Genomic DNA, 21,996 nt, shown 5'->3' with positions numbered 1-21,996 from the left:
CCGGATCGTACTTTGTTCAACGCATGAGATAGGGCACTATCTGCTTGCCGGCGGTGAAGCGTCAAAGCTTATCAGAGGGCGGTGTCCCGAGAGGAAACGCAGGAACGAACGATGTGCGAAAATAGTCAGATGGGCCGAAAAGCCTGCATCGATTAAATGCAACGTTCACCTCTGTGTGATCCGATGCGCCGCGACCAAGCTTCGGCCCGGCCAGTGCGGACAGATTCACAAACCCTCAAGGGATCACACCGCCTGGCTCTGCAACTGCAGATCCTGACCCTAAGCGCGAGCGCGCTGCCATTCCCCCCCTGGTTCGTCCCGCCAAGCCCGCCACCCCAGTGGCAGGTCAGCCAATCTGTTCAAAGAGGCGTCTCTCGCTACCATGCTGCGCAGCGAGACCAAGCGAGCCTCTTCCTCGCTCTTTGGCACGTCATCGTCGTCGTGGAACTGCCACGCTCCGTCCTCCTCGTCATGCGACACTTTCGCGATCCAGCGCCCATCTTCAACAACGGACCGCGTGGTAAGAACAGCAACGTTCGGCGGATCCGCGAAAACCCAGTTATCCATTATGATAGTCCTTCATTTTTTATCTTTTCGGCTCATTTGGCAGCGGAGGAGGAGGAATTGATCGATTGTTACGCGCCGGGTTATTTGACTTCTGCTGGTTTGTCTCACGCGAAATAACGCGCGCATTGCCATAGCTGTTCGTACCGCGCGCGGCGTTCGGCGATGCGGGATTTCTCGCATCGATATGATCGATCTGCGCCTCGTTGAGCGGGGGTGTCACCCCGCGTTGGCTTTTCTGAGGTCTGACCAAGACTTCGCCGGTGTCGTCCGCGCGAAGAACACCGTTATTGCGGCGCATGTTCTCTTCGTAAATCGCGCGCTTCTGCGCTGGAGTGAAGTTTCCGCCAGGTTTGACGTTAGCCGGGTCTTCCAGTTGCGCATAAGGCCGCTTGATCGGCAATCTGCTGCCGATGAAACGGCCCACCGGGCCCATGACAGCCCCGAAGGCGACCGCTTTAGCGGCATCCGTCATGTTCCACTCGGCGCCAGGCGTCATGGCAACATCGGCGGAGTATCCGATCAGGCCGCTGACGCCGCCGGTGCCCGCCACGACCCCGATCCCTGCCGAAGCCGGCACGAACACAAATGGCACGGCAGCGAGAGCGCCAACCAGAGCTCCCTTGAGACCTGCCACCAGAATACAGGAAAGACAGAACTCCTCCTGGTTCAGAGCCTCGTTCACCATGAAGCCCGCCGCACCGGCTGCGGCCCCTGCACCGATTACGACAAGCGCCAAAGGTGCCGTAACCGGCGCCGTGATCACGACTACAGCCGCCACGACCACCGCCGCGATGACAGCCAGCGCCGTCTTCCACCACAGGCCGAGTGGATCGGCATTGTTCAGCGGGTTATTACCTACATAAAGATAGAGATTGAGCCCGCCGGCAACGCCGATCGGATCAGGAGTAAGGTATCGACCGGTAGCAGGATCAAAGTAACGGAACCGATTGTAATGCAGGGCGAAGCCGAATTCGTCGTCCGCATACTGGCCTTGCAGGCGCAAGGGTTGATCGACTTCGCTTATACGGATGTACGCCCGCCCGAAGGTATCGTGCTCCGCCTCCCACACCACCCGGCCGCCTGGGGCCGTCAATCTTAGCGGCGCGCCGTTGGGCGCGGTGTGGGAGCGATAGACCACACCTTGCACACGCATCAGCAACGGCACGAAACTCATCGGCCAATAGCAATGGTCCCGCTTCAGGCTCGCGGGCCGGCCGGCACCCTGCCAATCGGAGATATCCTGCTCCGGCGTGACGATCTCGCTGATCATCTGCTCACCTGCCCAGAAGAATTGGGTCAGCGTAACAGTGCCGCCGGCGCGAGCCCGTTTCCAGACGCGTCGCCCCAACGGATCGTAGCCGAAGGTAAGACTGTTGTCGCCGGAACTGGTCGCTTCGATCAGCCTTCCAAATCCGTCGTAACGATAACGCCATTGGCCCGAGCTTCCCGAGCGGTGGATCACACCGCCAGCGGGGTCGTGCCGATAGCTGTCACCGCCATGCGTGACGATGCGATTGGCGGAATCGAACGTCGCTGCCCCGCCGGGGCCGAATATCCGGTTACCAGCGCCATCGTAAGTGAAACGCTCTTCCCGCCCATCGCCAAGGACGGCTGCGGCGACCTGCCCTTCCGCATCGTAGCGCCACGCTGCAGGGCCAATCCGGGTGTCGCTGCGCCCGATCAGCCGATCCTCGGAATCGTGCGACCAGGCATTCTCCCACAAAGTTGCGCCAGCAACCTCGACCCGCGACGCGACCGGCAGGCCCGTGCGATCCGACCAATGGCTTTCGATGACCCCATCGGCCCCTGAAAACCTCCACCCGGCATCGCCGTCTGCATAATCGATCACGTGCCGTGCGCCTGACCAGTCGGTCACTTCCACGATCCGCTGGTCGGCATCCCGGCGCCATTGCACCACATCTCCGCTCGGATAGACGATGCCTGCGTGACCGGCGGCATCATAGAGATGGCGGATGACGTTCGGTCCCTGGCGTTCTTCCACCAGCCTTCCGGCAACATCGTAGACCCAGGCCAGCTCTACCTCGCCATTGGTTGCAGCGATCAAACGCCCTGCGTCGTCGTACTCGAAACTCGCCGGCATTTCGCCGGAGGCGTTGAAGCGGATGGGACGCCCCGCATCGTCATAGGTCACATCCAGCATGTGCCCGCCAGGCCTGGCGATCTGCACCACCCGCCCCGCCGGATCGAAGCTGTAGCGCTCGCTCCGGCCGTCTGCGTAATGCATGACTTCCGGGCTTGGGCCGACCCCGTATTCGAAGCGCGTTACTTGCCCTGCACCGTCAGAGGCCGCAACCAGGCGGTTTCCTTCATAGGCAAATCGCTCCACTCTGCCGATACGATCCCGCCGCGCCGAAACCAGGGTACCGTCCGCATCGCTAAGTGCGGCCGCTCCTTTTCGGGCATAATCCGTGCATACACTCGTGCCGTCCGGAAAATCGAGCCGCTCGATCCGCCCGATCCCGTCGTATCCGGCGCGGAACCGCTCCATGCCATCTCGTGAGACACGCTCGGGCCTTTTCTTGAGGTCGTAATCGATCGAAAGGACACAGCCAGACGGCATCGCCAATGCAGCCAGTCTGCCGTCCTCGTGTGCGCCGATCTTCCAGCGCCGGTTCAGAGGACTGGTCACCTCGTCCACGAGACCGGTCGCTCCCAATCCCAGCCGCAGCACTCCGCCGCCCGGCGCAGGCGCCAGAACCGCATCCTGAGCAGGACTGACCTCGGCCCGTCCGGCACCGAAACTTGCGGCGAGCTTTCCAGCGACCCCTTGCCGGCGCAAGGCCGCCTCCTGATGCGGGCTAATGCGCAGAACCGCCCCCACTGCCCGGCGAGCCGGCGGCGCAATGATGGCATTGTCCCGCCAGGCCCCTAATGTACGGCCCGCCGGATCGATGGCGCTGAAGGCAGAAATCGGCCCGAAAAAGTCGTTGAGTTCGCGCTCGTTCGAAGCGCGCAAGTAGGCAGGCAGGACGCGGGGGTCCCAAAAACGAAAGAGCCAGCGCTCCCCCTCTGGCGATCGAACGGTCAGCATGCCGCGAAGGTGATGCCGGACGCGCCGATGCCCCTCGCCGGACGTCAGGAAACAGCCCCATTCCACAGAGCCAAAGCTCGCAATCAGAGTTTCCCGTTCGCCTTCCCTGACGGCGAACAGCCAAGGTGCCTTGTCTCCATGCGTGGCCCTCGCCGCGCCCAGGTAAAGGCACGTCCCCTGCCCATGGTCGCGAGCGATTTCCGCAATCCCCGGTACCGCGCAGCCATCGACGATCGCGTAGAGAGCGCCTTTCGCAGCCGCCTCGTCGAGATACCGCGGGTCGATCTGCTGAAGACAGACGGGCGATCGGCCCGGCGCCTGCCGGCCTGCATCAAACACGAACGAAAGGCGCGCCGCTGCGATGTGCGCGATCCATGGTGCCCGTTCCGCCCCCTGTACCGGAGCCTCCGCCGTTCCCGATGAACACGGTAGCAGCACCGATATCGACGGCCCCCTTGTGGCAGGTGGTATCCGTGCGGCGCGCGGCGAGATGCTTCTCGATCAGAACGGTAGGCGATCCCGTCTCGATCACGGTGTCGCCGCAGCTGCAATCGATCTTGCTGCCTTTCACCGCGGCCTGCCTGCCCTCGATAAAAACGGTTGCGGCCCCGGTCACGATCGGGCCGCTACCGTTCGGGCACTTTTCGGCATCTCCCAGCCGCGCAGCCTGTGGCATCGTTCCTTACTCTTCGATAACTGCCCGGATCAGCCCGCGTTCGCTACATTGTAACGCGTGAGACCGGCTTGACTGAGGTAGCAGACCTTGTCGGACTGCGTGTTGAACGCATCCGTCATGAAATCGAGCGAAAGCGACATTTCCACGAGGTAGCGTGCGCGCGTGGCTGCGAGCTTGGCCGATTCCTGTTCCCAGGTCCGAAGTTCTTCGGCGACGAACATGGCGACGGCCTGATCGACCTGCGCCTGGGGATTGCCCTTGCGGATCAGTTCGGCCCGCTTCGTGTTCACGGTCTGAAACCGGTTCAACAGGTTCAGCATCTGATGGGGGTTGCCCGTACCGCTGAACATATGGACGCCGTAATAGGCACCCGGCTCGACGGTACGCACGACCCCGCCCAAAAAGGCATAAGAGCAGGCGCTGATGCAGGCATGATCACTCCGCAGGCGCACCGCAAGGTTCCTCGCACGGATGACGCGGCCCATGTAAGGCCCTTCCATCGCGGCGCCGCCGGGCGAGTTGAACCAGACTTCCTCGATCGGCCCCGCCTTGCGCAATGCCAGTTCAAGCCGCTGTGCCTCTCCGGGCAGAATTTGTCCTTCCGCCACCAGAACCTTGCCATTGGGCGTGTTCGACACCGTGTAAGTCATCGGTGAGGCGAAACCATCCGTCTGATAAGAATCGGGTAAGTCGAAGGATGCGCAGTAGGTCTGCTCGGCTTTCTGCGCCAGTGCCGCTTGGGGCACCAGCGCAGTCAGACAGAACAATGCAGCCAAGCGGCGCAAGGTCAGGCGACCTTCCAGTCGCTGGCCGGGGGCGTGCGGCACAGACGGGGTGTCTCGCGCACTTCCTTGCCCGAGATGTAGGCGACGTTGGTCACGGTCCGGCACTGGCGGCCATCGGCCAGCTTTTCCGGAGCTGCTGCGGTCACGGTACCGTGCACGTCGTCTCGGCTGTCGCTCTTCCAGGCCTGGGCCTTGCCGGTCGGGGCGTTTACGGCGCTGACGGTCGCTTCGGCCATCTTTTCCTTCTCGCACTGGTCTAGCTGCTTGGCGATGATCGAACCGACGATCGCACCGCCCAGTGCACCCATCACCGTGCCGACGGTCTTGTCCTTGCCGCCCAGCTTGTTGCCGAGCAGGCCGCCGACCGCACCGCCGATCGCGGCACCGCCCACACCCGAACCACACTTCTTCTCGGCAGCGACGACCGCCGTATTCAGGCTCGCCACGGCCAGAAGCACACCGCTGACAGACAAAATGATCTTTTTCATAACAACTCCACCATAAGATTAAGACATAGACGTTATATAATTACATTCAATATTAACTGAGGTTGCAGAGCCCTCTACTGCTTTTCCTGCCACGAAAACATTGCCTCATCGCAGAACCTGCTCAAGACCGCCTTGTTGCAGCGGATCGACCTCAACGACCATCAGCAGACCAATGCGGCGGATCGCTCACCAACTTGCGAACGCCGTAACTGGCCCCGACGGCATGGAGATCGCTGTTGGTACTGCCCATGCGGGGATGATCGATACGCCGCGTACGACCGGAGGCATCGACCACATCGATGGCCTGATCCCAGTCGATAGTCATGTCGACTGCGGTTCCATCGATATGGTTGGACACCAGCGATGGCCGATAGCGGATGCGGAAAAGGTCGACCATTGCCTGGGCCTCGCGGCGGGAAGCACGCAGATCGCCGTGATCCCAGTGAATATCCACTTGCGGGTTCACGGGAACCGCGTCGGGCCGGATTTCGCCCCCGGCGATCCGCCAAGCGTAGTGCATGATCCATGCGCGATTGGCACTACGCCGCGTGGAGTTTATCCGCACCGTGGCCGAGGCCCGGCGCAGCATCGCAACGAAGGCGTCCACCTGGACGGCAAAGGCCGGGCTGAGGTCGCTGATCCGGTCGCTATTGGGAAAACGCGCCTCGTTGGCCCGAAACCACGCTGCCCCGCTGAGATTGAGGCGGGTCGCCCGCGCCTCCAGACGCTCCTGCATCAGGACAGATGTCGATGTGTCCGCCAGCTTCCGGAGCACGGCATCGCGCGGCTCTATCCGTCCGCCCGAGCCGGCACGCATAACGAACGACTGGTAGCGGCCGATCGCCGTCATGGTTGCCTCGTCCATGATACCGTCGGTCCGCAGAGCGGCGAGCCCGAGATCTGCCGCGCGGGCACAGAGCGCCTGCTGAACAGCAGCGACGTCCGCGCGCAGGTTTACAGCACCGCGACCGACCGAGGCCTTGAGGGAAATGTCGGAACCGCCCCTCATTCGAGATCCGGGTCCAGCCGCAGGAGCACATCCATGATTGCTGCGTGCCCTGCATATTTCCGTTTGAGCCGGGCGAGTTTCGCATCCGAGCCGGTGCAAAGGCTCTTCACATTGCGCGCCAGTTCCCTTGCCCGTGCCGCATCGTACGGCTCCTCGCCGAGGAAATGCTCGCAGGCTTCATGCCGCGCCACGAAAGCGCGGACATCCCTGGGCAGTCCTTCCGGCGCGCGCGTCTCCTGGGCCAGAGACGCCATAGCGACACCGGAGCCACAGGAGACGCCCGCGCAGGCGGCACAAGAGCGGAGCAGAAGGGGAAGAAGCGCTTTCATGGCAATCTATTCGATCTGCGATTCGAGAAGCTTGGCCTGCCGCTCGTAGAAGCGGGCTGATGCCGGGTTCTTCTGCGCCCTGAACCGCGAACTCACAGCCCGAGCGGCTGAAGCGGCGACATTGAAAGCATCAGCCCGGTCCTGCCATTTGACCTCGCCTTGCCCGAGGTCGCCGTCGAGGAAGCGACCGGCAATATAGCCGCCTTCATTTCCCCGACTCGTGTCGATCACTCCGAGTGTCGGTACGCCGTCGCGCAGTTCGCCGAAGAACACTTCCCCGCTCTGCCCGCCGTCCCGGCGTCGCAGCATGCCGAGACCCGACGCCTTGCCGCCAGGGCAGGCTCCCGTCCAATAGGTCGGGCCTGACGGCAGCGACCTCGGCATCACGAAGCGGCATTTCGTGGAAGGATCCTGGGACCAGACATTGCTTCCCCACTGACCCACCGCTGCTTGTCCTTGCACGGCTGCGGTCATACCGCCAACCAGGGCCAGCATCGCGGCCAGCGCCGCGCCTTTCTTCATCAGCGCGTTCATGGATTGGGGAAACTCGAAATGAGTGATGCGCTGCATTCGAAGTGCATGGAATCTTCCTTGCGAAAAGCCGCCCCCCAGTACCAGCCGTGCTTGTTGAAGTAGGGGGCCAGCAGAAGCAGGCCGTGAAAAACCTTGCCGTCGCCGTAGACGTCGAGCTTGCCGTTGATCTTGAGATCGATCGCGGTGCCCCAGCTATGGTTCGAGATCGAAGTCGATGAACCTCGGACGTTTCGTACGACCGTCATGCCGGCCGAACTCAGCGAGTTGTACAACTCGGGAATGTCCCGTTGAACGTCCGACAGGACCCGCGCCAGGCTTTCGACGGCAGAGCGCATCCCATAAGCCCGAAACGGCCCGACCGACTGGGTCGTCATCAAGGCGAGCAGCTTGCTGTTCGTCATCGGTTGGTCGTGCTGGCTGTAATTCTCGCGTGGAGAACCGAACTTCCTCAACAGTGTCTGGTTGGAAGGCGATGACAGCCCTGGATTCAGCGTGTTGCGATCGGGCCGGGGAAGCAGCGTCGTGAACGATGTATTGCTGTTCGGGGCGGGCGTTGGACGGGCCGCCTGGGCAGGAAGGGCCGTTCGGACAACCGGGGGACGAGCAGGTGGGCGCATGGCCGCGGAAGGTACTCTCTGCGCCGAACCGGAAGGACGGGGCGCAGAGTGTCCACGGGCCGATCGCTCGCCCGTCAGGTGGCGCCACGTCGCTGCTTCGGGTTCTATCAGGCCGTCCGGCCTGCGCAGGAAGCCGCTCTGATAGCGCACGATCGCGGAGATCGTCTTTGGCCCGCAGATCCCGTCTACAAGCCCGAGACGCAATCCAGCCCGCGTCAGCAGGGCTTGGACAGTGATCGTATCCTGCCGCCCGTTCATCCCCGACACACCGACAGAACCTCTCAACGGCGTGGTCATGACCCACCTCCAAGGATTGTTACGCCTAAGCGGCGCGGACGTACCGCGCTCGGTTGATGATTACTGGACAAGGGTATCGACCAATCCCGGCGCCTCGGCCGAAGCGGGAGCGATCTGCCGGTTGGTGAAGCGGTAGCGGAACCCGTCAGGCCCGGCCGAAACCTCGATCGCCGCGACTTCCTCGCCGCGCATCTGCCGCTCCAGCAACTGGATCGACATTTCCGGCAACATCGTGTTCGTCAGGATCGCGTCGATCATGCGCCCGCCCGACGCCACCTCGTTGCACCGCGAGACGATCAGGTCGATCACGGAATCAGTGAAGGTCAGGCCGATCTTGTGGTTTTCCGCAATCCGCCGCTCGATCCGCCCCAGTTGGAGCCTCACTATGCCTGACAGCATTTCCGGGCTTAGCGGATAATAGGGCAGCACCAGCAAGCGGCCCAGCAGCGCAGGCGGGAAAGTCTTGAGCAGATCGGGCCGCAACGCGCCTGCCAAAGCTTCTGGATCCGGTTTCATTTCCTCGTCCTCGGAAAGCGTCATGACCAGATCGGTGCCGACGTTCGAGGTGAGCAGGATGATCGTGTTCTTGAAGTCGATGAACCGGCCTTCGCTGTCGTTCATGAAGCCCTTGTCGAAGACCTGGAAGAACATCTCATGGACGTCGGGATGGGCCTTCTCCACTTCGTCGAGCAGCACGACCGAATAGGGTCGGCGGCGCACCGCCTCGGTGAGAACTCCGCCCTGCCCGTAACCAACGTAGCCGGCGGGGGCGCCCTTCAACGTCGAGACGGTATGGGCTTCCTGAAACTCGCTCATGTTGATGACGATGAGCGAATCGTCGCCCGAGAACAGCAATTCCGCCAGGGCATGTGCGGTTTCGGTCTTGCCAACGCCCGATGGGCCGCAGAGCATGAATACGCCCACCGGTTTGTTGGGGTTGTCCAGCTTGGCACGGCTGGTCTGGATGCGCTTGGCGATGGCATCCATGGCGTGATCCTGTCCCACCACCCGCGTCTTGAGCTGGTCGGAAATGGTGAGCACGCTCTGGATCTCGTCCTTGACCATGCGCCCGACCGGAATGCCGGTCCAGTCACCCACAACGGCCGCGATCGCGTCTTGGTCGACCACGCCGAACACCATCGGGGAATCTTCCTGCACCGCGTGCATCTCGCTCAGCGCGGTTTGGAGTGCGGTACGCAACGCGGTTTCGTCCGCGGCTCCCTCCTCTCCGGCACGCGCCTCGCGCAAGGCGGCACGCGCCGAGGCGACAGCGCCAAGCGCCTGCTTTTCACGTTCCCATTTGGCCGTTACCACATCCAGCGCATCCTGAGCGGCGGCAATTTCCTCGTCGACGCGGTCGAGACGGTCGTCGCTTCGATAATGATCCACCGCTTCACGCCAAACGACCTCACGCTCGATCTCGAGCAGCTCGAGGCGGCGGCGGCGGTCTTCGACCACCGCAGGGGTGGCATGCTGCGATACCGCGACCCGTGCACAGGCGGTGTCAAGCAGACTGACCGCCTTGTCCGGCAACTGCCGGGCGGGAACGTAGCGCTGCGAGAGCAGGACGGCCGCCGCTATGGCTTCATCCAGCACCACGATGCCGTGATGCGCTTCCATCATCGGCGCGACAGAACGGATCATGTCGATCGCCTGCGCCGTTTCCGGCTCGCCGACATCGACGGTCTGAAAGCGCCTGGTGAGCGCTGGATCCTTCTCGAAATACTGCCGGTACTCGGCATAAGTCGTAGCCGCGATCGTGCGCAGGCGTCCGCGCGCCAACGCCGGCTTGAGCAGGTTCGCGGCATCGCCGGTACCCGCCTGCCCGCCTGCCCCGATCAGCGTATGCGCCTCATCGATGAACAGGATGATGGGCACCGGCGAGCTTTCGACTTCGTCGATCACTTGCCTGAGCCGCTTCTCGAACTCGCCCTTCACGCCGGCTCCCGCCTGCATCAGGCCGATGTCGAGCGAGCGCACAGTAACGCCTTCCAACGCGGGCGGAACGTCACCGTCCGCGACTCGCCGGGCGAACCCTTCGGCCACTGCAGTCTTGCCCACGCCCGCTTCGCCGACGAGGATCGGGTTGTTCTGGCGGCGGCGCAGCAGGATATCGACCACCTGGCGGATTTCCGCATCGCGCCCGACGATGCGATCGATCTCCTTGTCCCGCGCCTTGGCCGTGAGATCGATCGAATACTTCGCCAGCGCCTCTCCCCGGCCGGACGAGAGCGCATCGGTATCGCCCATCGCGTCTCCCGCCACGGGCACCGGCCCGCTGCGTTCGGTGGTCTCGGCTGAGGCGGCGATCACCTCGTCGAAAGCGCTGCCAAGCCGGTCGGCACTCACCTTGCGCCATTCGCCGCTCAAGGAGTGGAGCGCATTGCGCAGCGTCGGCGTCTTGAGCATGCCGTAAAGCAAGTGCCCAGAGCGCACGCGGCCTGCGCCGAACTGAAGTGAGGCGTAAAGCCAGCCCTTCTCTATCGCTTCCTCGATCTGGGGCGCGAAATCGGAGATTGCGCTGGCACCGCGTGGCAGCGCATCGAGCGCCGCAACAACATCCTGCGTCAGCCGCGCATCGTCGATATCGAAGGCGGTGCGGATGGCCGCAACGTCATTGCGGGGGTCCTGCAGGAGGATATGCACCCAGTGCACCAATTCGACATAAGGGTTACCCCGCATCTTGCAGAAGCTGGTTGCGGTCTCGATCGCTTTCAGCGGGACGGGGCCGAGGCGCTCGAACAAGGCAGTGCGGCTAATCTCGGGCATTTACAGTTCCCCCAATGCTGTGTGGACCGGTTTCATGCGGCGCAAATGAGCGTCGGAGCGGACGCGATCCGATTTCTGCGGACTTATCCAACCGGTCCAACCAAGCCGGGTCCGGCCATCCAGCCGCGCGGGCGGAACTTCCCGCTCAGGAATATCGATGCGGATGTCCCACTCGAGATGGCTCGGCGCAAATGCATCGAGCGCCTCCGATGCGATCGTGAAGCGGGGCTGACCGGGTAGCAGTCTCTCGAACTCCGCGAAGGAGCGCGCACCGATTGCCACGCTGAAACTGTCCGACGCAGTACGGATGCGACTGCCGAGTACGATATCCTGGCCCAAGGTCGCAAAACCGCGGCCGAGACGGCTGCGATCTTCCGCCTCGATTTCGCGCCAGCGCGGCTGATACTCGATGACCCGAACCGGCTGGCCGAGCAAATGCCCCAAAGAATCCTCGATACCAATCGCGCTGCGCCGCGAAGCGAACAGCGCGGCATAATGAACTCGGGCACGCGCCGGAAACGCCGCGCGGTCCGAAACCCCTTCGGACGCCCCCGAGAGGAAGGCGAGATAATCGGCGAACCTGTCGTCTGCGGGACGATCTGCCTGGACTGCGGGCTGCGAATCCGCCCAGGCCCGGTAGAAGAACTGCAACATGCGATTCGCCAGCACGTCCAGCCACCTGCCGAACGGCCGCTGCTTGGCGTAGCGATGCTCGAACGTTGCAAACTCGGTGAGGTGGGTCGGCAGCGGCCCCGCCGGCCCCGTCAGCCCCAGCCAGTATCCGTTGAGCTGCGCTCGCTCGTTTCTGAACTCCACGGAGTGCAGCGTCGGTGCCGGAAACGACATGGCGGGCACTTGCGCAAGATCCACGATGCTCTGGTCGGGGCGGCGGGCATGGCCGAGACGCGGCAAATTCGGCGCGCGCGCCTCCGCGCCGCGCACCGCCGGGAACATCCCGAAACGGCGGGCACTCGCCTTGATCCTGTCGAGGAAGGTCAGATGGTGTGGCGTCGACCCATGCGCGGCGGCCATTGCGCAACATCCCCCTCGTTCGGACTGTGGAAGTGACATTCGGTGAACGCGTTGATGCTGGCGAATTCCGCCAGAAAGCGTTCCAGAACGGCGGTGAACAGAAACATGCCGCTCTTGTCGAAAGCGGCGTCGTCCAGCTTGATGCGAATCCGGTGCCCGCGCGCCAGCGCCATCCGGTCGAGGCCCGGCACACGCCGCGTCACCTTCCCCGAGCGGATCGCCAGAACCCCGTCGATTTGGCGGCGGAGGGCCGCCTCGTCCTGTTGCCCGTAAAGCGCCAAGTGATCGCGCAGCGCCGAGGGATCGTCGTTATCTTCCGGGGCAAGCGTGGCATAATTCGGCGTGAGATGAGCAATGACGCGCCAGGCCGCATCACCGAGACCCAGCGGCGGCCGCGGCCGGGTCGGCGCGCGCAGCACGGAGACGGCCCGCGCCGGGACACCCGAGACGGTGAAGTGGTTTTCGCCGCGAAAGGACAGCAGTTCCGGCAGTTCGCGATTGGTGACGAGCGCGCGCACGGAGAGTTCATGCACGTCGTCCAGCCGAGCGGCATCGCCGGGCGAGGTCAGGCTGATCCAGGTGTCGGTCCCGACATATTCGCTGCGACGCCGCAGACGCCTTTCGCGGGTGGAAAGTCTACGCGGCCTGAGCTGCGTCGAATAGAACAGCGCTTCGCGCCAGTCGTAGAGTAGCGCACCGAAGGCATAAAGCGGCGCAACGGTTCGCGGATCGAGGTTGTCGCGCGCATAGGCCTTTACGTCGAGCAGCCGGAACACCTCGAAATCGTGCCTTCGGGTACGGTCCGGTATGACATGAAGCTCGTGATCGTGCGGGCGGACCTGCACGCGGTCCAGCTGCTTCTCGAAAAGATTGATCGCAGGCGTGGCGAAGAGCTTGAAATTGCTCTTGTCCACGGCGCGCGCCAACGTGGAGGAAGCGCGCGAGAACAGCAAAACCACGTCGCACATCTGCGGCGCAGCGCGAAATGCGCGGTCCAAGCCTTTGAGACGCGTGAAGAGGAACCGCTCCGGACAGGCAAAATATTCGGACAGCAGTCGGTAGCCGCGAAACGAACGCTGCTCCGCCGGAAGCAGGGCCTCGTCATCCTCGAAACCAACCTGTTCGGGAAGCGGCAGGGACATCCACGGCGCATTGGCCGGCGCGTCCGCCGAGCGCGCGAGCACACCAAGGGTTTCGCCAACGATCTGCCGGTAGAGTTCGTTGGGAACGGCCTCGGCACCGTGCAGATGGATCGGCAGATCCTTGACGCGAACCTTCGGCAGTTCGCAGCCCGGTGTCGCGGCGAACCGCAGGCGCAGCCCGGCCTCGGCGCGGATATCGCCGGCCCCTGCACTCGGGCCCGCATAAGACGCGACGGCAGCGCGTGTGGACAGGTATTCCGCCTCGACGATGGCCAGCGGCCACATAGTAACGTCGTGACCGGTACGGAAAATCACCGGAGCGTTGTCTTGCGTGTTGGCCACGAGCTGCGTCCCGCGAGGGACGTGATGCCCGGCCAGCAAAGTCTGATCGCCCTGCTTCGGCTCGAACCCGGCAATGCAGATCGAGGGCATCGGTGCGAGGTAGTGCGGCTGGATCGCATGGAGCAGATGCGACGTGAATTCGGGATACTGGTCGGCCAGCTTGAGTTGGACACGTGCGCCCAGGAAAGCCACGCCTTCCAGTAGCCGCTCGACGTAGGGATCGGGGTCAGTGGGCGTCTTGAGGCCGAGGCGACCCGCGACAGTCTCGTGCTCCTCGCCGAACTCCCGCGCGGCTTCGCGCAGATAGGCGAGCTCGTCGTTGTAATGGCGCAGAAGGCGCGGATCCATGTCGCTACTCCCGCACGTCGACGGACACCGTTTCCGGGTCCACTTCGGTCCGGAACTTCACCGGCATGGCCTGAGCGGCAGCGGTGATGTCGGCACGGATCACGAACGTCACGGTGTTGGGACGCTCGCTGTTTTCCGCCGGTTCCACGCTGAGCGTATCCTCCGCAAGACGTGGTTCGTACTGCCGGATCGCCTTGCGGATCTCCCGCGCGCGCGCCAATATCGCCCTTCTGGTAAGTGGCTTCCCCGCCAGATCGCTCAGTCCATAATTCAGGACCGAGCTCTGGACATGAGGGTACGCTTCCAGGTCGTAGAGCGCCTCCAGGTTGGTCGTGTTCAGCAGCCAGGCGAGTTCGCGCCGGATCGTCCCCCGCAGCGCCGCCTCATTGAAGCGGTCGAGGCGCGGCACGGCATAGTGCCGGAACTTTTCGCGCGACACTTCGGGCACATCGGAATGGATGTCCTTGAGCCCGGAAATTTCGATGTCCGCCACCAGCTTGTCGAACAGCGTGGGCGTGAGACGGTGGCTTACGACCATGGCGATCAGTCGAAACGCAGGTCGCGCAGCGCCAGCAATCCGCGATCATCGCCATCGGAAAGCGTCCAGAGGCGCTGTCCCGATCCGATATCACCCCATTCGCTGGCATGCCACCATGTCGCGCGGGCCATGCGCTCGTCGGTTTCCCGCGAAACCTCGCTGCCCGGATAGCGGGCGGGCAGGAACGCAGCGACCGACTGTCCCGACTTGAACGCGATCTGGACCGGGTACCATACCAGGTCGCGCAGATCGCGCGGTCCCTCGCTGGTGATGACGGCAACCTGGTCGAATGGCTGAATTCCGTAGCGCCCGGCAATGATCGCTTCAAAAGCGGGACCAAACCGAGCGTCCGCGTCGGCAATCCATTCGAAAGGTTCATCGTTGAAGATGCCGGGCGTGTCCGGGGCCGCATCGAAAGCTGCATCGCGCGCGGCGATCGCTTCTCCGGTACGCCCGTTGCCAAGGTGGTGGATCGCCTCCACGAGACCTTCGCACCAATCGGATGCCGCATGCTGGCGCGCGCGCTGGCGCCCAGCAAGAACCTCTGCTCGCTCCAGCTCGGCGTCGATCGCCTGGCCATAGGCCACCGCGAGCATCTGGGCCTCGCCCGAAAGCTGGGCCAAAGCCTGCAGTTGCCGCCGAGCCTTGTCCCATTCGCCCGCCACTGCAAGCAACTGGAACAGGAACATGCGTGCCGCCTGGTCGGCGGGCTGCGCCCGAACGGTTTCGACCAGTGCAGCACGCGCACCGTCGAAATCGCCCGAACGCAGCAGGGTATCGGCATCCGCCATGATGGAACCGGCTATCAGCTGGCGACGTTCTGGCGAATGTCGTAGCTGGCCGTGATGACGCCGCCATCCTTGCCGCCGGTACGGTTCTGCGGCTGGTAGTCGAACGTAACCTTTGCGGTATTGAACACGATCGATTCCATGATCGCGTCGCCATGGCTTGCGCCCTGGTTGTCGATCGAGGAAACGATCACGTCTTCCAGCTTGATCTTGTAGTAGACCAGCGGATTGCGATCATCGCCAGCCTTCTGCGAGTAGATGAGGATTTCCTTGATGTGACGACCCGAGGCGCAAGCGCTGAACAACTTGGGCGACGACTTGTCGACTTCCTTGGTGATCGAGATGTCGCGGATTTCCGCCTTGCCGGCACCACCGCCGGCGCCGCCGGTGTGGAACGACCCATGCTGGGCCGCGCCGAAGTTGAAGGAAATGATATCGATTTCCTTCTCGTGACCCTTTTTCTGGCTCTCGCCCTCGATGCCATCGATCTTCAAGAACAGGTCAACTGCCATTATTTATCTCCTGTAAATATTCATCGCAAAGCGACAATAAATTCAGTTCATTGCGATAGACGAACACTTCGTCGCAGGAAAATCAATTCGTCTCAAATATCACGCAGTTCGTGGCAATCTCGACACCATACTGAGCGCGATATCCATTCCTTCCAGCTGATAGTGCGGAACGAACATGAACTTGCCCTGGTAGTAGCCCGGATTCTCTTCGTCGGGGACGACTTCGATCTTGGCATCCTTGAGCGGCAGACGCGCCTTGGTTTCCTCGCTCGACAGAGCCGGGGACCCGTCGACATACTGGAGAACCCAGTTGTGCAGATCGCGCTGGAGTTGATCCGCTTCGCGGTTTCCACCCACCCAGTCACGCACCATGCACTTCAGGTAGTGCGCAAAACGGCAACTGGCGAAGATGTAGGGAAGCCGCGCCGAAAGGTTGGCATTGGCGGTAGCGTCCACGTTCTCGTAGTTCTTCGCGCGGTGCAGCGTCTGGGCACCGATGAAAGTCGCCTGGTCGCTGTTCTTGCGGTGGATCAGCGCGATCATGCCGGCAGCGGAAAGCTCCGCCTCGCGGCGATCCGAAATCGCGATCTCGGTCGGGCACTTGTAGTCAACGCCGCCCTCGTCGGTCGGGAACGTCGCGGTCGGGAGACCTTCGACTGTACCGCCCGATTCGACGCCGCGGATACGGGTGCACCAGCCGTAAGTGTTGAACGCCTCGGTGATGCGCGTACCCATGGCATAGGACGCGTTGAGCCAGAGGTGACGATCATGCTCTCCGCCGGTCTCCTCCTCGAAGTCGAACTCGTCAACCGGTTCGGTCTTGGCGCCGTAAACCGGGCGTCCGAGGAAGCGCGGCATCGTCAGCGACATGTAGCGGCTGTCGTCGGAGGCGCGGAAGGTGCGCCATGCCATATATTCCTGCGCATCGAACAGTTTGCCGAGGTCACGCGGATTAGCGAGTTCGGTCCAGCTTTCCATGCCGAAAAGCGGCGGCGCGGCGGCGGCGATGAAGGGCGCGTGCGCGGCAGCGCCGATCTTGGCAAGCCCCTTCATCACTTCCAGGTTCGGCGCGGTGTGGTCGAAGTAGTAATCGCAGACGAAGGCACCGTAAGGCTGACCGCCGAGCTGGCCGAATTCGGATTCGTAGACCTTCTTGAAGAGCGGGCTCTGATCCCATGCCGCGTCGCGATACTGGCGGAACATCTTGCGACATTCCTCCTTCGACATGTTCATGACACGGATCTTCATGTCCTTGCCGGTCGAGGTGTTCATCACCATGTAGTGAAGACCGCGCCATGCGCTTTCGAGCGCCTGGAACTCCTCGTTGTGAATGATCTGATTGACCTGCTCGGTGAGCTTGCGGTCGAGTTCCGCGCGCAAGGCATCGACGGTCGAATAGACGTCGTCACCGATGATGGACGCGTTCTCGAGCGCCTGATGCGCGAGCGTCTTTACCGATTCCTCAATCCGGTTCTTGCGGACATCGTCGGCGGGCTTGAATTCCCGCTGGAGCAACGCCGAAAAATCATCGACTTGCGCGCTGTCGGACTGGAGCGACGCAGTGCCGCCCTGAACTGCCTCTTGTGCCATCTTGCTTATCCCCGATCTCAGGCCGGCTCGGCCGAATTGGCATCGCTGTTCGCCGCGTTCTTCGCAGCATCCGCGGAAGAGAGCGCAGAGAGCAGCGCCGGATCCTTCAGCACCTTTTCGAGCAGTTGCTGCGCGCCTTCCTTGCCGTCCATGTAGACGAGCAGGTCCTGCAGCTTCTGCCGCGCTTCGAGCAATTGCGCGAGGGCCGGTACGTTCTTCACCACCTCGCCCGGCAGGAAATCGTTGATCGACTTGAAGGTCAGGTCGACGGCAAGCTTGCCGTCACCGGTCAGGGTATTGTCGACCGCAAAGGCGGCACGCGGAGCGATCGCATCCATGCGCTCGTCGAAATTGTCGATGTCGAATTCGACGAAATCACGCTTGGCAACGTCCTTCTTGTCAACCAGACTCTTGCCCGAGAGATCGGACAGGACGCCCATGACGAACGGAAGCTCGATCTTCTGGCGCGAGCCGTAAGTTTCCACTTCATATTCGATATGAACGCGAGGCGCCCGATTTTCCTTGATGAAGCGCTGACCACTCTTTGTACTCATGGCATTTCCCCGCTTTTCACTGGCCAGTGATGGCCGTTAATTCGTCGATCACTGCAAAAATCACGCAATATCGCGATCAGTAATCGGAGTTATCTCCGTTAGCTCTGGTTAACAGAACGGAACCAGCTTCCGAGACGCTGTTCGGAGCGATGTCTTCCAACAATGCCATGAAATCCATGTTGATCCACCCCCTGACCCGACGCAATGCAACGAGTATTGGGCTGGAAGGTTCCCGGCGAGAGTAATAATCCGATATCGCATCGAGCGCCCGTGCGACATCCTCGCGCGAATCGAGGCGCCCGATACCGCGCTGAACGGAATGTTCGGAATGCTCCTCCACTGCCGCAGCGCTGGCATCATCGAGCGTGGACTCGGTCGACACGTAAGGCACAAGTGAGCGGCGGATGGCATCGAGCGCCTGATAGGTCGCCTTGAAATCGGTCCCGGTCTCGTCGCCGGCATTGGCCATCAGCGCATTGTCAACGCGTTCGATCGCCTCCCGTACGACAGCGAGGCTGGTCAAGGCCTGCTCGAGTGCTTCGGTCGGCGTTTCCTCGATCGCATGACGGAACATCCCGAAGCCGTCCGCTGCATCGCCTTCGGTCTCGAAGCGCTCCAGATCTTCGGCGGTGTAGGAGCCGAGCCGCGGATGATCGACGAGCACAATGCGCTTCAAAGGCCCGAGAAAAGTGCCGATCCGAGCCAGGGATTCGCAAGCACCGCGCCTGCCGATAAAGCCGTAGTCGTCCAGCGAGGGATGCAATACGTCCCAGTACTGCTCCATGAGCCCCGCCAACATTTCACAACCGGTGGCGACCACATCGATCCGCCCCATGCGCGCACCGGCGCGGGCAAGATAGATCGCCAGCCATATGTCCTTGGACTGACGGCTCTGCTCCTCAATCAGGGATACGATAGCGCGCCAGTCGACCGAGGCTGCATCCTCCTCGAAAGCCTGCTCGATCTGCTGCCGATCGGGATGTTCGAAAAAGTCTTCGCCGCCTGGCGCCTCGCCGGACACGGGCGCCAATAATTCGTCAAGTGTCATCACTGCCGGAGCCCCTCCCCAATGGCCATCGCCGTCCTTTCGCCCGAAGGCGAAAAGGATCAGGAAATGAGCCGTGCCTCCACGCGGCGGTTACGGGTATCCGCGGCACTACGCCCCGGCAGCGGAGTGCTGGGACCGAACCCCCGAACCTCGATCCGGGAACGATCGACCCCTTGCTGCGACAGGAAGTCGGCCACGGCCTGGGCGCGGCGACGGGACAAGTCCATGTTCGCGTTTAGACCGCCGAGCGAATCGGTGTGCCCTTCGATCAGGAAGCGCTTGCTGGAAAGTTCCGGCATTAGCAGGGACTTGGCGAAAATTCGCGCCTTCGCCTGCCCATCCGGCGTGATCTGCGTGGAATTGAGCTTGAAGCCGATCATCAGATCGGCACGCGCATCAGCTGCGGCGCTCCGCTGGCCGCGCACGGACTGCGACGCGACCGGCGGACGTGCCGCCGTCACGCCTTGCGCGCGCACGGGCTGCGCCTGCGACGATTGCGCGCCGCGTCCGCCGACGGCCGCAGAACCACGTGGAGGCTTGGTCAAGTCTCGCGACGCGGATGCATTATGACGGCCGCCGGAGGCGGCACTTGCCGGCTTCCCGCCGCCCGCCTTACCGGCATCGGGACGAGCGATGCGGAAACCTTCCGTCACTCCCGATTCGTCGGTTACGGCCGTATCGGCGGCATCGGAACCACCGCATTTGCCCGCGAAGATGCACAAGTAGCCTTCGACCGAAGGCTCCCGGCTTTCCTGGGCAATCGCAGGCACGGCGATCGCTATCGCCAAACCCGCGAATGCGGTTGGAATTACACTTCGCATCAAGCCCTCTTTGCCTAATGAGTCCGCCCCCGGAACGCTTATCCTACTTTGCCAATTTCCGTCCGACAAGGATGAAAGCCGGCAAAAATATAACAACCACCGTTAGATGCTTGCATTCAGCGTGTAGGATAAGCCAGACATGGCATCGAGTATTCATGTCGGAGGCCGATTTTGGCGGGTACGTCGAGACTGTCGGAAATGTCGATCGACCTGGGCGATGAGCAGGTCGAACTTGAGCGCATCGATTGCATGGAAACGCTTAGCGCGCCGTTTACTATAACCGTGGATCTCTTTGCGCCGCTCGAAATCGACCTGCAGCCTCACCTCGGCAAACCCTGTGCCCTCAAGGTGCGGGAGGACGACGTCCTGCAACGGTACTTCCACGGCCTGGTGATCTCCGGCGAGCAAATCGACGAGACGCCTTCGGGACATCGCTATCGGCTGGCCCTGAAGCCCTGGAGCTACTTCCTCGCCCAGAACCGCTCGATGGCGATCTTCCAGGACCTCACCGCCCAGGATATCATCGGCCAGGTCTTCCAGCGCGCCGGTATCTCCGACTTCGAGTTCAAACTTTCGAGCAGTCCGCGGCCCCGCGCCTACTGCGTCCAGTACCAGGAAAGCGACTTCGCTTTCGTATCGCGACTGATGGAAGAGGAAGGTTACTACTATTTCTTCCGCCACGAGGCGGAGCGCCACGTCATGATCATCTGCGACGCCTCCGCGTCCCATGTCGCCGGCACGCCGCCCGCGCTGACGTATGCACCCAACTCGATCTCGGTGTTCATGGCCGATTCCGCCGAGCGCGCGAGTGGAGGCCGCCATCATCTCCAGAGTTGGCGCGAAAAGGTGAGCACGCAGGCCGGCTCCCGCGTGACTGTGCGCGACTGGGACTTTCGCGCGCCCGACCGGTTCGTGGAAGCCAAGACCCAGAGCGAGGCCCAGCACCAGCGCGACGATCAGGAAGTCTACGTCTATCCCGGCCGTTTCTACCATGAATCAATCGGCACCGGCGAAATCCAAACTCATGGCGCCGAGCGCAGCGACACGATGGTCAACGCCATGCGGGCACAGCGCCGGATCTTCACCGGAGCATCGCAGGCGGCGGGTCTGTCCTGTGGCTTCAAGGTCGCCGTGACCGACCATCAGATCGCCAGGATGAACGGCGACTACCTGATACTGTCGGCTTATCACAGCATCGTGGCGGAGAGCTATCGCAGCGGCGCCCACGCCGAGGAGGCATCATTCAATGTCCGGTTCGAGGCGATCCCTGCGGAAACACGGTTTCATCCTCCGCATTCCACCCCGCGTCCCGTGGTTCAGGGACTGGAGACGGCGGTCGTCTCCGGGCCGGACGGGGAGGAAATCTTTACCGATGAGTATGGCCGGGTGAAAGTGCGCTTCCACTGGGATCGCGACACCACTCCTGGAGAAGCAGCGACCTGTTGGATCCGCGTGTCGCAGACCGGCGGCCTGGGGAACCTGATCCTTCCGCGCGTGGGCCACGAAGTACTGGTTGATTTCCTCGGCGGCGATCCGGATCGGCCGGTCGTGGTGGGACGTGTGTTCAACGCCAACCACATGCCGACCTACCCGCTACCCGCGAACAAGACTCGCGCCTTGTGGCGAACGAAGCGCTATGGCGAGGCCGAGGCCTATCCCGAAGCGCAGGCGCTTGACAGCGGCGCACCGGGGGCAAACGAGATCCGCTTCGAGGACAAGACCGGTTCGGAGGAGCTCTACGTCCATGCCGAGCGCTTCATGAACACCCGCATTCGCCTGGACGAAACCCGCCATGTCGGTCGCAGCCAGTCGGTGAAGGTCGGACTGGACCATGACGAGACCATTCACCGCGACGAGAGCCTCAAGGTCGGGCGGGACCAGGATGTCGAAGTGGTCGAACAGCGCCGGACCAAAGTGGGCAAAGACGATGTCCTCGATGTCGTGCAGTCGTTCAAGCTCACTGCCAATACCAGCATCGAGCTCCAGGTCGGAGAGTCCAGGATCGAGATACGGCCAACGTCGATCTCGATCAGCGCCCCCAATGTGACTGTCAACGGGACAGCTTCGGTTTCGATTGATGCGCCGGAGACTTCGGCCGACGGGAAGGGCACGCTGACCCTGACCGGCGGACTCGTCAAAATCAATTGAAGACGCTAGC

The 21,996-nt window shown here is 62.5% G+C and carries 19 protein-coding genes; 1 reads left to right on the top strand and 18 read right to left on the bottom strand.

Features of this window, described 5'->3' with window-relative positions; translation table 11 throughout:
• Positions 1 to 586: 586 nt before the first annotated feature.
• The 18 genes from V7066_RS21160 to V7066_RS21075 all read right to left on the bottom strand — a co-directional run bounded on the left by V7066_RS21160 (position 587) and on the right by V7066_RS21075 (position 19,838).
• Positions 587 to 3,958, bottom strand: a complete 3,372-nt coding sequence (locus V7066_RS21160) for an RHS repeat domain-containing protein (protein WP_334184968.1) — start codon at positions 3,956 to 3,958, stop codon at positions 587 to 589.
• Positions 3,951 to 4,295 (bottom strand): PAAR domain-containing protein, encoded by a 345-nt coding sequence (locus V7066_RS21155; RefSeq protein WP_334184967.1) that lies wholly within the window; start codon positions 4,293 to 4,295, stop codon positions 3,951 to 3,953. Before V7066_RS21155 ends, V7066_RS21160 begins: the two co-directional genes overlap by 8 nt.
• 29 nt (positions 4,296 to 4,324) lie before the next feature.
• A complete protein-coding gene (locus V7066_RS21150) occupies positions 4,325 to 5,122 on the bottom strand; it encodes a hypothetical protein (protein ID WP_334184966.1) in 798 nt (265 codons plus the stop codon).
• Complete coding sequence (locus tag V7066_RS21145; RefSeq protein WP_334184965.1) at positions 5,083 to 5,568, bottom strand: glycine zipper 2TM domain-containing protein; 486 nt, start codon at positions 5,566 to 5,568, stop codon at positions 5,083 to 5,085. The genes V7066_RS21150 and V7066_RS21145 overlap by 40 nt, the downstream gene beginning before the upstream one ends.
• Before the next feature lie 151 nt (positions 5,569 to 5,719).
• Positions 5,720 to 6,577 carry a hypothetical protein gene (locus V7066_RS21140; protein ID WP_334184964.1) on the bottom strand — a complete coding sequence of 286 codons (858 nt, stop codon included), beginning with the start codon at positions 6,575 to 6,577 and terminating at the stop codon, positions 5,720 to 5,722.
• Positions 6,574 to 6,831, bottom strand: a complete 258-nt coding sequence (locus V7066_RS21135) for a hypothetical protein (protein WP_334184963.1) — start codon at positions 6,829 to 6,831, stop codon at positions 6,574 to 6,576. The genes V7066_RS21140 and V7066_RS21135 overlap by 4 nt, the downstream gene beginning before the upstream one ends.
• Before the next feature lie 81 nt (positions 6,832 to 6,912).
• On the bottom strand, positions 6,913 to 7,476 hold the full coding sequence (locus tag V7066_RS21130) for a hypothetical protein (protein ID WP_334184962.1): 564 nt from the start codon (positions 7,474 to 7,476) through the stop codon (positions 6,913 to 6,915).
• Positions 7,437 to 8,354: a M15 family metallopeptidase gene (locus V7066_RS21125; protein WP_334184961.1), complete on the bottom strand. Its 918-nt coding sequence runs from the start codon at positions 8,352 to 8,354 to the stop codon at positions 7,437 to 7,439. Before V7066_RS21125 ends, V7066_RS21130 begins: the two co-directional genes overlap by 40 nt.
• A gap of 60 nt (positions 8,355 to 8,414) precedes the next feature.
• Positions 8,415 to 11,123: a type VI secretion system ATPase TssH gene (tssH, locus tag V7066_RS21120; protein ID WP_334184960.1), complete on the bottom strand. Its 2,709-nt coding sequence runs from the start codon at positions 11,121 to 11,123 to the stop codon at positions 8,415 to 8,417.
• Positions 11,124 to 12,155: a type VI secretion system baseplate subunit TssG gene (gene tssG / locus V7066_RS21115; protein WP_334184959.1), complete on the bottom strand. Its 1,032-nt coding sequence runs from the start codon at positions 12,153 to 12,155 to the stop codon at positions 11,124 to 11,126.
• On the bottom strand, positions 12,119 to 13,987 hold the full coding sequence (tssF, locus tag V7066_RS21110; RefSeq protein ID WP_334184958.1) for a type VI secretion system baseplate subunit TssF: 1,869 nt from the start codon (positions 13,985 to 13,987) through the stop codon (positions 12,119 to 12,121). The genes tssG and tssF overlap by 37 nt, the downstream gene beginning before the upstream one ends.
• Positions 13,988 to 13,991: 4 nt before the next feature.
• Positions 13,992 to 14,525, bottom strand: a complete 534-nt coding sequence (gene tssE / locus V7066_RS21105) for a type VI secretion system baseplate subunit TssE (RefSeq protein WP_334184957.1) — start codon at positions 14,523 to 14,525, stop codon at positions 13,992 to 13,994.
• Between the two features lie 5 nt (positions 14,526 to 14,530).
• Entirely contained in the window at positions 14,531 to 15,316 is a 786-nt protein-coding gene (locus tag V7066_RS21100; protein WP_334184956.1) for a type VI secretion system accessory protein TagJ, read from the bottom strand.
• 14 nt (positions 15,317 to 15,330) lie between these two features.
• Positions 15,331 to 15,825, bottom strand: a complete 495-nt coding sequence (locus tag V7066_RS21095; RefSeq protein WP_334184955.1) for an Hcp family type VI secretion system effector — start codon at positions 15,823 to 15,825, stop codon at positions 15,331 to 15,333.
• 99 nt (positions 15,826 to 15,924) lie between these two features.
• Entirely contained in the window at positions 15,925 to 17,415 is a 1,491-nt protein-coding gene (gene tssC, locus V7066_RS21090; protein ID WP_334184954.1) for a type VI secretion system contractile sheath large subunit, read from the bottom strand.
• A gap of 17 nt (positions 17,416 to 17,432) precedes the next feature.
• Positions 17,433 to 17,969 (bottom strand): type VI secretion system contractile sheath small subunit, encoded by a 537-nt coding sequence (tssB, locus tag V7066_RS21085; protein WP_334184953.1) that lies wholly within the window; start codon positions 17,967 to 17,969, stop codon positions 17,433 to 17,435.
• Positions 17,970 to 18,045: 76 nt separating this feature from the next.
• Positions 18,046 to 19,017 carry a type VI secretion system protein TssA gene (locus V7066_RS21080; protein ID WP_334184952.1) on the bottom strand — a complete coding sequence of 324 codons (972 nt, stop codon included), beginning with the start codon at positions 19,015 to 19,017 and terminating at the stop codon, positions 18,046 to 18,048.
• A 59-nt stretch (positions 19,018 to 19,076) separates the two neighbouring features.
• Entirely contained in the window at positions 19,077 to 19,838 is a 762-nt protein-coding gene (locus tag V7066_RS21075; protein ID WP_334184951.1) for an OmpA family protein, read from the bottom strand.
• A gap of 198 nt (positions 19,839 to 20,036) precedes the next feature.
• Between V7066_RS21075 and V7066_RS21070 the strand changes: the two genes are divergently transcribed.
• Positions 20,037 to 21,986 (top strand): type VI secretion system Vgr family protein, encoded by a 1,950-nt coding sequence (locus V7066_RS21070; RefSeq protein WP_334184950.1) that lies wholly within the window; start codon positions 20,037 to 20,039, stop codon positions 21,984 to 21,986.
• The last annotated feature ends 10 nt before the right edge of the window (positions 21,987 to 21,996 follow it).

The sequence above is a fragment of the Novosphingobium sp. genome (assembly GCF_036820275.1).
Lineage (GTDB): Bacteria > Pseudomonadota > Alphaproteobacteria > Sphingomonadales > Sphingomonadaceae > Novosphingobium.
Note: the sequence above shows the minus strand (reverse complement) of the source record. Positions and strands in the feature narration are given on the sequence as shown.

What these genes read in the sequence shown, in the direction of transcription:
- V7066_RS21080 (WP_334184952.1), bottom strand. Translation starts at nt 19,017, where the DNA reads ATGACACTTGACGAATTATTGGCGCCCGTGTCCGGCGAGGCGCCAGGC.
- V7066_RS21070 (WP_334184950.1), top strand. Translation starts at nt 20,037, where the DNA reads ATGTCGATCGACCTGGGCGATGAGCAGGTCGAACTTGAGCGCATCGAT.
- tssG (WP_334184959.1), bottom strand. Translation starts at nt 12,155, where the DNA reads ATGGCCGCCGCGCATGGGTCGACGCCACACCATCTGACCTTCCTCGAC.
- V7066_RS21135 (WP_334184963.1), bottom strand. Translation starts at nt 6,831, where the DNA reads ATGGCGTCTCTGGCCCAGGAGACGCGCGCGCCGGAAGGACTGCCCAGG.
- tssB (WP_334184953.1), bottom strand. Translation starts at nt 17,969, where the DNA reads ATGAGTACAAAGAGTGGTCAGCGCTTCATCAAGGAAAATCGGGCGCCT.
- tssH (WP_334184960.1), bottom strand. Translation starts at nt 11,123, where the DNA reads ATGCCCGAGATTAGCCGCACTGCCTTGTTCGAGCGCCTCGGCCCCGTC.
- V7066_RS21100 (WP_334184956.1), bottom strand. Translation starts at nt 15,316, where the DNA reads ATGGCGGATGCCGATACCCTGCTGCGTTCGGGCGATTTCGACGGTGCG.
- tssC (WP_334184954.1), bottom strand. Translation starts at nt 17,415, where the DNA reads ATGGCACAAGAGGCAGTTCAGGGCGGCACTGCGTCGCTCCAGTCCGAC.
- V7066_RS21140 (WP_334184964.1), bottom strand. Translation starts at nt 6,577, where the DNA reads ATGAGGGGCGGTTCCGACATTTCCCTCAAGGCCTCGGTCGGTCGCGGT.
- V7066_RS21075 (WP_334184951.1), bottom strand. Translation starts at nt 19,838, where the DNA reads ATGCGAAGTGTAATTCCAACCGCATTCGCGGGTTTGGCGATAGCGATC.
- tssE (WP_334184957.1), bottom strand. Translation starts at nt 14,525, where the DNA reads ATGGTCGTAAGCCACCGTCTCACGCCCACGCTGTTCGACAAGCTGGTG.
- tssF (WP_334184958.1), bottom strand. Translation starts at nt 13,987, where the DNA reads ATGGATCCGCGCCTTCTGCGCCATTACAACGACGAGCTCGCCTATCTG.
- V7066_RS21145 (WP_334184965.1), bottom strand. Translation starts at nt 5,568, where the DNA reads ATGAAAAAGATCATTTTGTCTGTCAGCGGTGTGCTTCTGGCCGTGGCG.
- V7066_RS21155 (WP_334184967.1), bottom strand. Translation starts at nt 4,295, where the DNA reads ATGCCACAGGCTGCGCGGCTGGGAGATGCCGAAAAGTGCCCGAACGGT.
- V7066_RS21125 (WP_334184961.1), bottom strand. Translation starts at nt 8,354, where the DNA reads ATGACCACGCCGTTGAGAGGTTCTGTCGGTGTGTCGGGGATGAACGGG.
- V7066_RS21095 (WP_334184955.1), bottom strand. Translation starts at nt 15,825, where the DNA reads ATGGCAGTTGACCTGTTCTTGAAGATCGATGGCATCGAGGGCGAGAGC.
- V7066_RS21130 (WP_334184962.1), bottom strand. Translation starts at nt 7,476, where the DNA reads ATGCAGCGCATCACTCATTTCGAGTTTCCCCAATCCATGAACGCGCTG.